The organism is Prochlorococcus marinus str. MIT 0917, from assembly GCF_027359575.1.
Lineage (GTDB): Bacteria > Cyanobacteriota > Cyanobacteriia > PCC-6307 > Cyanobiaceae > Prochlorococcus_B > Prochlorococcus_B marinus_D.
On the sequence record NZ_CP114784.1, the window covers coordinates 259298 to 272045 of the forward strand.

13 protein-coding genes are annotated in these 12748 nt (G+C 35.4%); 8 read left to right on the forward strand and 5 right to left on the reverse strand.

The genetic code is table 11. The features are described 5' to 3' along the window. Nucleotides 1-30 precede the first annotated feature (30 nt). From trpD to O5637_RS01435, 8 genes are all read left to right on the forward strand, one after another. Nucleotides 31-1068, forward strand: coding sequence for an anthranilate phosphoribosyltransferase (gene trpD / locus O5637_RS01400; protein WP_269605459.1), 1038 nt, complete (start codon nucleotides 31-33; stop codon nucleotides 1066-1068). A 29-nt stretch (nucleotides 1069-1097) separates the two neighbouring features. Beyond that, complete coding sequence (carA, locus tag O5637_RS01405; protein ID WP_269605461.1) at nucleotides 1098-2252, forward strand: glutamine-hydrolyzing carbamoyl-phosphate synthase small subunit; 1155 nt, start codon at nucleotides 1098-1100, stop codon at nucleotides 2250-2252. A 51-nt stretch (nucleotides 2253-2303) separates the two neighbouring features. After that, entirely contained in the window at nucleotides 2304-2669 is a 366-nt protein-coding gene (locus O5637_RS01410) for an STAS domain-containing protein (RefSeq protein WP_269606869.1), read from the forward strand. Then, a complete protein-coding gene (locus tag O5637_RS01415) occupies nucleotides 2666-3064 on the forward strand; it encodes a ribonuclease III domain-containing protein (protein ID WP_269605462.1) in 399 nt (132 codons plus the stop codon). The genes O5637_RS01410 and O5637_RS01415 overlap by 4 nt, the downstream gene beginning before the upstream one ends. A gap of 17 nt (nucleotides 3065-3081) precedes the next feature. Then, entirely contained in the window at nucleotides 3082-4410 is a 1329-nt protein-coding gene (rlmB, locus tag O5637_RS01420; RefSeq protein ID WP_269605464.1) for a 23S rRNA (guanosine(2251)-2'-O)-methyltransferase RlmB, read from the forward strand. Between the two features lie 226 nt (nucleotides 4411-4636). Further along, complete coding sequence (locus O5637_RS01425; protein ID WP_269605466.1) at nucleotides 4637-4867, forward strand: DUF1816 domain-containing protein; 231 nt, start codon at nucleotides 4637-4639, stop codon at nucleotides 4865-4867. Between the two features lie 29 nt (nucleotides 4868-4896). Next, entirely contained in the window at nucleotides 4897-6357 is a 1461-nt protein-coding gene (gatA, locus tag O5637_RS01430) for an Asp-tRNA(Asn)/Glu-tRNA(Gln) amidotransferase subunit GatA (RefSeq protein WP_269605468.1), read from the forward strand. A 71-nt stretch (nucleotides 6358-6428) separates the two neighbouring features. Next, a complete protein-coding gene (locus O5637_RS01435; protein WP_269606871.1) occupies nucleotides 6429-9944 on the forward strand; it encodes a DNA polymerase III subunit alpha in 3516 nt (1171 codons plus the stop codon). Nucleotides 9945-9953: 9 nt separating this feature from the next. Here the strand turns inward: O5637_RS01435 and O5637_RS01440 are convergent, their stop codons facing one another. The 5 genes from O5637_RS01440 to O5637_RS01460 are packed head-to-tail and all read right to left on the reverse strand — an operon-like array spanning nucleotide 9954 to nucleotide 12743. After that, nucleotides 9954-10394, reverse strand: a complete 441-nt coding sequence (locus O5637_RS01440; protein WP_269605469.1) for a PAM68 family protein — start codon at nucleotides 10392-10394, stop codon at nucleotides 9954-9956. 27 nt (nucleotides 10395-10421) lie between these two features. Beyond that, entirely contained in the window at nucleotides 10422-10691 is a 270-nt protein-coding gene (gene rpsO, locus O5637_RS01445; protein ID WP_269605471.1) for a 30S ribosomal protein S15, read from the reverse strand. A gap of 50 nt (nucleotides 10692-10741) precedes the next feature. Further along, the gene (ruvA, locus tag O5637_RS01450; RefSeq protein WP_269605473.1) at nucleotides 10742-11413 is read right to left on the reverse strand and encodes a Holliday junction branch migration protein RuvA; all 672 of its coding nucleotides are present in this window, start codon (nucleotides 11411-11413) and stop codon (nucleotides 10742-10744) included. 39 nt (nucleotides 11414-11452) lie between these two features. Continuing rightward, nucleotides 11453-11839, reverse strand: a complete 387-nt coding sequence (locus tag O5637_RS01455; protein ID WP_269605475.1) for a cAMP phosphodiesterase — start codon at nucleotides 11837-11839, stop codon at nucleotides 11453-11455. Beyond that, nucleotides 11829-12743, reverse strand: coding sequence for a DMT family transporter (locus O5637_RS01460; RefSeq protein WP_269605477.1), 915 nt, complete (start codon nucleotides 12741-12743; stop codon nucleotides 11829-11831). Before O5637_RS01460 ends, O5637_RS01455 begins: the two co-directional genes overlap by 11 nt. Between the last annotated feature and the right edge of the window lie 5 nt (nucleotides 12744-12748).

Below are 12748 nucleotides of genomic sequence, written 5' to 3' on the forward strand. Positions count from 1 at the left end.
AATGCAAAGCATTCATGCACTTTCTGATAAATGAACCCATTAAATCCTATATCTTTTTCAGTAATTCTTGAATCACTACTTTCAGCAAATGATTTAACTGAGGAGCAATCTAATTATTTAATGAATTCATGGCTAGAAAATAAAATTGAACCAGTTCAAACCGGTGCGATCTTAGCGGCATTTAGAGCAAAGGGGGTTTCTGGTGATGAACTTTCGGCAATGGCAAAAATCCTTCAAGAGGCTTCTATAACACCATCAGATCTACCATCCTTTGATTTAGTTGATACTTGTGGAACTGGTGGAGATGGAGCTAACACGTTCAATATTTCTACAGCAGTTGCCTTTGTCTCAGCTGCTTTAGGAGTAAAAATCGCTAAACATGGAAATCGAAGTGCAAGTGGCAAGGTTGGATCAGCTGACGTGCTAGAAAATTTAGGATTACCTTTAAATGTTTCTTCCGAAAAAATTGTTGAGGCTTTAAAGAATTTGGGAATTACATTTCTTTTTGCTCCTTCTTGGCATCCTTCACTGGTAAACCTTGCTCCTCTAAGAAAAAACTTAGGAATTAGAACCATTTTTAATTTGCTGGGACCATTGGTTAACCCACTTAGACCAAAGTCTCAAGTATTAGGAGTAGCCAAAGCTGATTTGCTTGATCCCATATCACTAGCTTTAAAAGGAATGGGGCTTAAAAGAGCTGTAGTTGTTCATGGTGCAGGTGGCCTAGATGAGGCTTCATTAGCTGGCTCTAACCAATTTCGGTTCTTGGAGAAGGATGTTATTAGATCTGAAATTTTTAACCCTATTGATCTTGGACTTACTGAAATCTCTAATGAAAGTTTGAAAGGTGATGATTTGAAAACTAATTCTCAAATTCTAATGTCTTTACTTAAAGGAGAAGGAAATAAATATCATAAAGAAGTCGTAGCATTAAATACGGCTCTTGTTTTATGGGTATCAGGAGCTGAGGATGATTTATTTTTAGGTGTCAAACGATCATTAGATTGTTTGAATACAGATAAATCATGGCTCCTGTTCAAGCAGTTAAGAGAATTTTTAGCTTCTTAATTCTTTTAATCTGATAAATCGTATTTCTTATGTTTTTTGATACTGATAGTTCTGCAATATTGTTATTAGAGGATGGGACCTGTTTTGAAGGAGTATCTTTTGGTGCCAAGGGGACTATTTCTGGAGAAGTCGTATTTAATACTGGTATGACAGGCTATCAGGAGGTCATAACGGATCCTAGTTACTATGGCCAGATTATTACTTTTAGCTATCCAGAGATTGGAAATACTGGAGTCAATTCTGAGGATAATGAATCATCACATCCTTCAGTTAAAGGTGTGATAGCTCGTCAAATATCAAAAACTTCCAGTAACTGGAGACACGAAGTTTCCTTTGAAAAATGGTTAAAGGATGAAAATGTTGTTGGAATTCATGGAATAGATACAAGAGCACTTGTTAGACATTTAAGAGAATCTGGTACTTTGAATGGAATTATTTCTTCGGATTCAAACTATTCCATAAAAGAATTATTTTCACTTGTAAAAAAATCTCCTTCAATGAATGGTCTGAATCTTGTTGAACAAGTAACAACGAAAAGCTCTTTTAAAGTTAATTCAACTTGTCCGGTTTCATTTGATAAGAGGATTAAAAATATTCAAAGAATCCCATACAACGTTGTTGCTATAGATTTTGGTATAAAGCAATCTATATTGGATCGTTTAGTTGCCCATGGTTGTGAAGTAACCGTCTTGCCTGCAAATACTTCAATATCAGATGTTTTAGCTTTATCCCCTGAAGGAGTTTTTCTTTCTAATGGACCTGGTGATCCATCCGCAGTTGATAGTGGGATTAACCTTGCTAAGGATTTAATTGAATACAACAAACTACCTATTTTTGGGATCTGTTTAGGTCATCAGATTCTTGGCTTAGCGCTTGGTGGAAAAACTTTTAAGCTTTCATATGGACACAGAGGACTAAATCATCCATGTGGATTGAATGGAAAAGTTGAAATTACAAGTCAAAATCATGGTTTTGCATTGAATTCAGAATCTTTAGATTCTGAGAAAATACAAATCACCAGACTCAATTTAAATGACCAAACAGTAGCCGCTATTTCTGTAATTGATAGGCCTTTCTTTGGTGTTCAATATCACCCCGAGGCTAGTCCTGGGCCTCATGATGCTGATCATCATTTTAATCATTTCGTAACCTTAATAGAAGAACGACGTAGAATCGTGGATTAATTTGGTTTCTATCACTACACTTCCATCATGAAGTCATAGAGGACTAATTCCATAACTGAATTACAACGTCTTACTGTTTCTCTTAGAGGTGGTTTTAACCAGCAAAATGGTTGTCTAGTGATTAATTTCACTGGTCAACTAGATGCTTATTCAGAGAAACAATTCACTACATATATCAATGAAGTTCTAGCTTCTAATCAACTGTCGGTTGTAATTGATTTAACTAATATCGATTTCATTGACTCGTGTGGTTTAGGAGCAATGGTTCAAGCAGCTAAAAAATGCACTCAGTCAAAAAGAACATTTAATGTTGTAGGAAATCCTAGAGTTATCCAAACAATTAAACTTGTTCGATTAGAGGAATTTCTTCATCTAGTGCCAGATCTGAATACTGCAATTGGTAAATTATCAGCTTGACTGATTGGATTCGCTCTCACAAATCAACCATTTCTCCGGATGGCTTGGGGCCGTTACAATTAGCTTGGCTGGGTGATGCTGTATGGGAAATGCATCATAGGTTGCGATATTGCAGTAGTCCAATGCGCTCCAAGGATCTGCATAATGCTGTTGTTAAGGAGGTAAACGCATCCAGTCAAGCAAAAGCAATCACAAAAATCGAACCTTTTCTTAATGATACTGAAAAGGATTTGCTTAGAAGAGGAAGAAACAGATCTGGAAGAGGTCCTAAAAATGTAGATGCAGCCACATATGCAATTGCTACCGGATTTGAGACTATTGTTGGATGGTTGTTTTTGAAAAATCCCAATCGGCTTGCTGATTTATTCGATCTTCTTGATCGACCCATTAACTAGAAAATAGTTCTTATAAAATGAGTTATCGCTTCAATAAAGACACAAGTAATTCAAAAAACTCTTCATCTAAGAAAGGAAGTAGTAATTTTTTTCGTCAAGATAATGAATCTAAAAATTCAAATTTTAATGATCGAAGAAGAACCAACAATAAAATCAATCGTCATTCATCTGATCAAGTAAATCAATATTCATTAGATAAAGAATCTTCCGGACGATCAAGAAATAGTAACCAGTCAAATTCAAACTACAGAGGATCAAATCGATTCGAAAGAAAATCGACTAACACTTCATACAGAAATGAAAACTCACAGGAAATAGACAACTACAGAGGATCTAATCGATTTGCAAGGAAATCCGCTAACTCTTCATATCGAAATCAAAACTCACAGCAAACTGACAATTACAGAGGATCAAATCGCTTTGAACGAAAATCAGTTAGACCTTCATACAGAAATCAAAATCCTCAGGAAACTAACAATTTAAGAAAATCAGAAATTAATGAACCTCTTTCATATTCGGAAAGTTTTACCAAAACTTTAAGTGATGATTTGATTTGGGGTCGTCATTCAACTGAGGCAGCTCTTATAGGAGGTAGGGCAATTCATAGGATTTGGTGTACCTCTGAATTAAGAAGTACACCAAAGTTTTTTCAACTTCTCAAAGATTCAAAATCTTCTGGGGTCTTGGTCGAAGAAGTTTCTTGGTCTAGGCTTGGCCAGCTCACTAATGGAGCAGTTCATCAAGGAATAGTTTTACAAATTGCCGCATCAAAGACTCATGATTTGAAGAATTTAATTGATGCTTGTAAAGCTTTTGGAGAGTCATCATTGCTTCTAGCTTTAGATGGTTTAACTGATCCTCAGAATCTTGGAGCAATAATCCGATCTGCTGAAGCACTAGGTGCTCAAGGGTTAATTCTTCCACAAAGACGCAGTGCAGGTTTAACAGGATCCGTAGCAAAAGTTGCTGCTGGAGCTCTGGAACATTTGCCTGTAGCAAGAGTTGTTAATTTAAATAGGTCTTTGGAGAAATTGAAGGATGAGGGGTATACCGTTGTTGGTCTTGCTGAGGAAGGACCTTCGACTTTGTCGGAAATTAAATTCCAAGGTCCTTTAGTCGTAGTTGTGGGTTCCGAAGATAAAGGGATTTCTCTGATAACTAGAAGGTTGTGCGATCAGTTAGTCAGAATTCCTCTTAAGGGTGTCACTACAAGCCTTAATGCATCAGTCGCTACTTCGATTTTTTTATATGAAGTAGCTAGATCTAAATGGATGCGCTCAATCTCTGGACAAGACCCATCTCCAAGATTAATGAAACCTCAGATTTCAACTGAAAATAATAACTAACCTCTTTAAATTTAATCTTATAAAGAAGCGTATATCTTTTATAGTTTTATTATGATTTTCAAAACATCATAATAAAATTAGATTGCTAATTACATCACTCACAGGCTTTTATAATCAACATTTTGTTCCTTCAAGTATATGTTTCATCATCAAGTGAACATAATTTTCTTTTTTATTTGATGAATACTTGGTTAAGAAAGTATAATAAATTAAATGCAGTTTACTTATGGGTCCCCTTAGGGCTCTTCGAAGCTTAGGTAATAGTTTTGGCTTGGCCTGGTGGGCCAAGGTTGAAACAATTCAACCTGAGGTTACATATTGGTTTGGCCCATTTCTCACTCGTCGTAGCTTGAAAGTCAGATTAAATGGATTTGTAGAGGATCTTTCTGAAGAGTCACCTCAGAAAATAAACCATAGTTTAATCAGGTGCCGTCGTAACGAGCCTCTTACGTCATAAGCTTATAATTATTTTTTTATAATTTATTGATGACTTTTGCAGACTTACGCCAGAAATTGAAAAGTGGTGAAGTCTCTTGTAAAGAGCTAGTTCAAGAAAAGATCAATCGAATAAAGGAATTAGATCCAACTCTAAATTCTTTTTTAACTGTTAACGCTGATCAGGCATTATCCAATGCCGAAAATATAGATAAACAAATTGCTTCTGGCCAAAGTCTTCCTTCATTGATAGGAATACCATTGGCTATCAAAGATAACCTTTGCACAAAAGGAATTAGGACAACTTGCGCTAGCAAGATCTTGGGTAACTTTGTTCCACCATATGAGTCAACAGTCACCAAAAAGCTTTTGAACGCTGGAGCAATAATGATTGGCAAGACAAATATGGATGAATTTGCGATGGGGAGTTCTACTGAAACCTCAGCATTTGGCCCAACTTTAAATCCATGGAACATATCCAAAGTTCCTGGAGGAAGTTCAGGTGGTAGCGCAGCCTCTGTTGCTGCCGAATTATGTTGCGGATCTCTAGGCTCTGATACTGGTGGTTCAATAAGACAACCAGCTTCGTTTTGTGGCGTTGTTGGAATGAAACCAACTTATGGTCGTGTAAGTCGTTGGGGATTAATAGCTTTTGCTAGCTCTTTAGATCAAGTTGGTCCATTTGCTAATAATGTTTCTGATGCAGCTGAAATCTTGCAAGTCATATCAGGTAAAGATGATTTTGATTCAACTACTGTGGATATTCCTGTCCCCAATTATTTAGATATCCTTTCCAAGTCAATCAAGGGGATGAAAATAGGTTTAATTGATAACTGCTTCGAACATGAAGGTTTAGCCCTTGATGTTAAAGAGTCTGTTCTTGGATCTGCCTCGTTGCTTGAAAAATTAGGGGCCGAGATTATCAATGTTTCTTGCCCTCGCTTTAATGATGGAATTGCTACTTATTACGTTATTGCTCCATCTGAAGCCTCAGCAAATTTAGCTAGATACGACGGTGTCAAATATGGATTTCGCTCTGAAGATGAACAAACTCTTATAGAAATGACCTCCAAAAGTCGGGCTCTTGGTTTTGGAAGTGAGGTTAAACGAAGAATTCTTATAGGAACCTATGCCCTGTCCGCGGGTTATGTCGATGCTTACTACAAGAAGGCCCAGCAAGTTAGAACTTTGATACGTAGAGACTTTGATGATGCTTTCAAAAAAGTTGATGTTTTGTTGGCTCCAACAGCTCCTACTACTGCTTTCGGTTCTGGAGAGAATATTGACAACCCTATGTCTATGTACTTATCTGATTTGTTAACTATTCCAGCAAATTTAGCTGGATTACCAGCTATCAGTTTGCCATGTGGTTTTGATAAATCTGGATTGCCAATAGGGTTACAGCTAATAGGTAATGTTTTTGAAGAAGGTAAGATTTTACAAGTGGCTAGTCATTTTGAGAGAGCTGCTGATGTTCGCAAAAATAGGCCTAAAACAGATTTCACGTTATAAAGGATAAACCACTTTATGTGGAGCCTAGAATTGTCGCTACACTATATCCAGTGTGGCATCGTAGAATATTAATGGGTTTCGTTCCAATTCATAATCATAGTGATTACAGCCTTCTCGATGGAGCTAGTCAGCTCCCCTTAATGGTTCAAAGGGCTAAGGAATTAGGGATGCCAGCTCTAGCCCTGACTGATCATGGTGTTATGTATGGCGCGATTGAATTATTGAAGTTATGTAAGGCAGCAAATATAAAGCCAATTATTGGCAATGAGATGTACGTTATTAATGGTTCAATTGATAACCCTCAGCCCAAAAAAGAGAAAAGATACCACCTTGTTGTTATTGCGAAAAACCAAATTGGCTATGAAAATCTCGTAAAACTAACAACACTTAGTCATTTAAACGGTGTTAGGGGAAGAGGCATATTTTCAAGACCATGTATTGATAAATCTTTATTTCAAAAATACAGTGAGGGATTAATTTGTTCAACTGCATGCCTAGGAGGTGAAATCCCACAAGCTATATTGAAGGGAAGAAATGATGTTGCTAGAGAAGTAGCCTCTTGGTATAAGGAGATTTTGGGAGATGACTTTTATCTAGAAATTCAAGACCATGGATCAATTGAGGATCGAATTGTTAATAGTGAAATAGTCAAAATATCTGAAGAACTTGATATTCAAATTATAGCTACAAATGATGCACATTATGTATCAAAGAATGATATTGAAGCTCATGATGCATTGATTTGTGTATTGACTGGCAAGTTAATTAGTGATCACAAAAGGTTGAGATATACAGGGACTGAATATATAAAATCAGAGGAGGAAATGAGAAGTTTATTTACTGACCATTTAGAGAACAATGTAATAAATAATGCAATTGAAAATACTGTAAAACTATCAAACAAGGTTGATCAATATAAGATATTAGGTACTTATAAGATGCCAAATTTTCCTATACCTAATGGATATAAACCAATTGATTATCTTAAAGAGATAACTATCAATGGCTTGAAAGAGATATTAGATATTTCTCAATTTGAAAAATTTCCAAGTGCTTATAAAGAAAGGCTTGATTATGAGTTAAATGTAATAGAACAAATGGGTTTTCCCACATATTTTCTTGTAGTATGGGATTACATAAGATTTGCAAGAGAACAAAATATTCCTGTAGGTCCTGGTAGAGGTTCTGCCGCTGGTTCCTTAGTCGCTTTTTCTCTTCATATAACTAATATTGACCCAGTTGAAAATGGATTATTATTTGAACGATTTCTTAATCCTGAGAGGAAGTCAATGCCTGATATTGATACTGACTTTTGTATTGAAAGACGTGGTGAAGTTATAGATTATGTTACTAAAAAGTATGGCGAAGACAAAGTTGCACAGATAATTACATTTAACAGAATGACATCTAAGGCTGTTTTGAAAGATGTTGCTCGCGTACTTGATATTCCATATGGAGATGCAGATCGTCTGGCAAAATTAATTCCAGTTGTAAGGGGTAAGCCAGCAAAATTATCATCTATGATTTCAAAGGAATCGCCTAATAAGGACTTTTATGAAAAATACAACAACGATTTAAAAGTAAAGAAATGGGTTGATATGGCTATGAGGATAGAAGGAACAAATAAGACTTTTGGTGTGCACGCGGCGGGTGTTGTTATAGCGGCTAAGTCCCTTGATAATTTAGTTCCTCTTCAAAGAAACAATGATGGTCAAATAATCACCCAATATTTTATGGAAGATATTGAATCTCTTGGCCTTTTGAAGATGGACTTTTTAGGACTTAGGAATCTTACAATGATCGAAAAGACGATAAATTTAGTTGAAAAATCTCTTGGTAAGAGATTAGATCCTGATTCTTTGCCTTTTACAGATGAAAAAACATTTGAATTACTTTCTAGAGGTGATTTAGAGGGAATTTTCCAACTTGAATCAAGTGGAATGAGGCAAATAGTCAAAGATCTAAAGCCCTCATCTCTAGAGGATATTTCTTCAATTCTTGCCCTTTATCGTCCTGGTCCTCTTGATGCTGGATTAATTCCTAAATTTATAAATAGAAAACATGGTAAGGAGAGTATTGATTTTCAACATCAGGCACTTGAGCCTATTTTAAGTGAGACTTATGGAATTATGGTTTATCAAGAGCAGATCATGAAGATTGCGCAGGATTTAGCGGGATATTCCCTTGGTCAAGCAGATTTATTAAGAAGGGCAATGGGTAAGAAAAAAGTTTCAGAAATGCAGCGCCATAGAACGCTATTTGTAGATGGAGCTGTTAAGAATAGCGTATCAGCCAGCATTGCTGAACAGTTATTTGATCAAATGGTTTTATTTGCTGAGTATTGCTTTAACAAAAGTCACTCGACTGCTTATGGCGCGGTTACTTATCAGACTGCTTATTTAAAAGCACATTATCCTGTCGCTTATATGGCGGCATTGCTCACAGTAAATGCTGGCTCGACTGACAAGATTCAAAGATATATTTCTAACTGTAATTCAATGGGTATAAACGTAATGCCACCAAATATAAATACCTCTGGTGTTGATTTTACTCCAAAAGATAATTCAATTCTTTTTGGTTTTTCAGCGGTCAAAAACTTAGGTGATGGAGCAATTAGAAAAATTATTACTTCTAGAGACGAAGATGGGGAATTTACTTCTTTAGCTCAATTCTGTGATCGGATTTCACTTAGTGCTGTTAACCGAAGAGGGCTGGAGGCTTTGATACATTGTGGAGCTCTTGATTGTCTTGAAGAAAATGCAAATCGAGCTCAGCTTATGGCTGATTTGGATTTAACTATTGAATGGGCTTCTTCTAGGGCAAAAGATAGAAATAGCGGCCAAGGGAATCTTTTTGATCTTTCTTCTTCTATAAATAATGAATCATCAATTGATGAATTTTCCTCCGCTCCAAAGGCGAAGCAAATCAAAGATTATCCTCCTTCAGACAAACTTAAATTAGAAAAAGAGCATGTTGGCTTTTATCTATCGGACCATCCTTTGAAGCAACTTTCAGAACCTGCAAAATTGATTGCTCCTATTAGCCTTTGTTCTTTAGAAGACCAGAAAGATAAGTCAAAGGTCAGTGTTATTGCAATGATTCCAGAGATGAGAGAAGTCACAACTAGAAAGGGTGACAGGATGGCGATTATTCAATTAGAGGATTTAACTGGGTCTTGTGAAGCAGTTGTCTTCCCAAAAAGTTATGAAAGACTGTCTGATCATTTGATGGTTGAAACTAGATTATTGATCTGGGGCAGCGTAGATAGGAGAGATGAAACTGTGCAATTGCTTATTGATGATTGTCGTGAAATTGATGATTTACGATTTCTATTGATTGATCTTCGTCCTGATCAAGCTACAGATATCAATATTCAGCATAAATTAAGAGAATGCCTTTCTAAAAACAGACCTGCCAGAAATGAATTAGGTGTACGAATCCCTGTAGTAGCATGTCTCAAGGACCACAATAATACTAGGTATATTCGGTTGGGCGATCAATTTTGCGTAAAGGACGCTGACTTGGCTTTGGATTCACTGTCTAAGAATTCATTTATTGCAAGATCAAGTAAAAGTCTTGTAATTTAAATATTTTTCTTAGCTAGAAATATCTTTTTGACTTGTTTTGAATGCATCTTTCATCCTATTGATATTTGGCTTTATGTTTTCAAAACCAAAAAAACTTCCAGTATTAAAATCCCAACTCGCGGAGAGTATTCCATAACTTAATCCTAATAAGCCGACAAGGAAACAAAGCGCAGAACTGACTAGAGTGACTGTTGGAGATATATCAGCAATACCTTTGCTTATTAAAAAATAACTCCCAATGAATACTCCCATTCCACTTAGAGTTGGAATTCCAGTCGTAAACGCTATTCTTCTTGCCATTCGATTTGCAACATAGCTTGGTATTCCTGATTTTTTGCTACTTCTGTTTGAAGATTTCTTTGAAACTATTTTTGGGGCAGAGTTATTGCTTGAAAATCCTATTGTTATTTCATTAGGTTGGTCCTTTTTGTTTTTTTTTGCACCTTTCATTAGCTTCTAGCAATCTATTACCAGTCATTATCCTCTAATAGCTAATTTTTCTATGAGCTCTGTATATCTTTTTTCACTTTTAGTGCGTACATAACTTAAAAGTCTTTTTCGTTGTCCAATCATTTTGAGCAATCCTTGTCTAGAGGAAAAATCATGGATGTTTCCCTGAAGGTGTTTGCTTAACTTGGAGATCCTTGTAGTAAGCATCGCAACTTGAACTTCTACTGAACCCGTATCAGTTGGATGTACTTGATGTGTGTTGATTAGCTTTTGTTTCTCTTCTGTGCCAAGTGACATTTGTTTAGCTTTTCTTATTCTTCAATTCTAATTTAATCCCTAGCCTTCTATCAAGTACTATTTTCACTCAATTTCATAAGAATCTCTTTGAGATGTTTATCCATTAGCGCTGCTTTTTCTTGTGCAGATAAGGAATTCAATAATAAAGAATTTTCTTTTTCGTTTGTTGTTATTATTTTAATTGAATCTTCTATTTCCTTCTTTTCATATCCAAGCGAATTTAGCGTTAAATATATTTCATCAATATATTTTGAAAATTTATTAGGCTCTATTTCTGTTTTTTCATAATTTATTTCATTATTATCTATAAATTTTTGAAGTTTATTTCTTAGCTCAACGATTAATCTCTCTGCTATTCTCTTGCCTATACCTTGAGTTTTTGTTAGTAAACTAGATTCTTTATTTTCTATTGCATTAACAAACTGATTAACCTTAAAGTCCTCTAACAATGCCATACCAATTTGTGGGCCTATTCCATTTACAGAAATTATTTCTCGAAATAAATCTCTTTGATTAACCTCTATAAAACCATATAAACTTGTGCCATCTTCTCTATCTATTTGGTGAATCCATAACTCAATCTTATTAGAAGCTTCTGCTTTACCTATTTGTGTTGGTAATAGTTGTACTTCATAACCAACACCACCAACATTTATAACAACTCCTTTCTTTAAGGATATTTTCCAGGTATGAATTATTTCACCTTTTAACCAGCTAATCATTATTTATTTTGATTGATTTTCTGAGAATATCAAATGAAATTAACCACCATCAATCTCACATCCAACCATTGAACCTCCTACCAGACCAGCAGGAATTGCCCACCAACGATCTTTACCTCTTGATATTGCCGTAGCGAAGCCAGCACCTAAAATACCCCCTGCAATTTTGCCTTCTGAGCAATCATTATTATCAAATTCATTTTTTTTGTTTGTTGATCCATGACCTGGGCAAGGAACTTCTACCGTTTCTTCCCATTTTTTGACATACCCAGGATCATTTCTTGTCCCTGGAATATATTCTTCTCTATATTCATTTCTGGTGCATGTTCTACTTGATGAATAACCTCGCTGATACTCATCTGCAAGAATCGATGGTGATCCAGCGCAAATAATAAGTATTGAAAAGATTAAAGATTTACAATTCATATTTTTGCTTGTGACTTTTGGATGCACTTATACTAATAATAGTGGAAATAAGTACGCAAAAACCACCTAAGTAAATTGAACTTGTTATTGTTTCTTGAAATATCAATACTCCCCATATACTTGCAAATACAACCTGGGAATAGTTTAGTGAAGTTGCTTGGCTAGCTGGAAGAAGTCTTAAACCCTCCGTAATGCAGAGTTGACCAATCTGTGTAAAAATCCCAATACCTAATATCCAGAACCAATCTGATCCTGTTGGTAATACAAAATCATTAATAATAAAAGGAATAGATAAAGGGATAGAAACCAAGGGAAAGTAATATATAATAACCAGAGGGTGCTCTTTTGAAGAAAGTTTTCTTACACATATATAAGCTAATGATGTCATCAATGCGCCCAATATAGCTATGATTATTGCTAATATTGTTTCTTGAATATTACTGCTGGTTATAAACTCTGGTTGGCTAACTAAAAAAATTCCTATCCAACCAATGCTGATTGAATATATTATTTTCCTTAAAATAAATTCCTTTAAAATTATATGTGCACAAAGAACTGTAAAAGTTGGGTAAATGTACTGTATTACTGTCGCTGTGGCTATGGCTAATATTGTTAGGGCTTTGAAGATACAAAATAGTGCAAAGGTTCCTAGCAATCCTCTTATGATTAATAATCTTTTCTGATATCCCCAAGGGTTAATTTTCTTTTTATATAAGAAAAATCTTGTTATTATTATACTTATAGTAGCCCTAGCTAAAACAAGTTCTGAAATAGGTATTCTCCCCCCAATCGCTTTAACACAAACACTCATAAGGCTAAATGCCAAACCGCTTACTAGTAAAAATCTGATCCCTTTTGAATTTTTTTCTAGATTAAATTCATCTGTAATTAGTTTTTCTCTCAATTTTT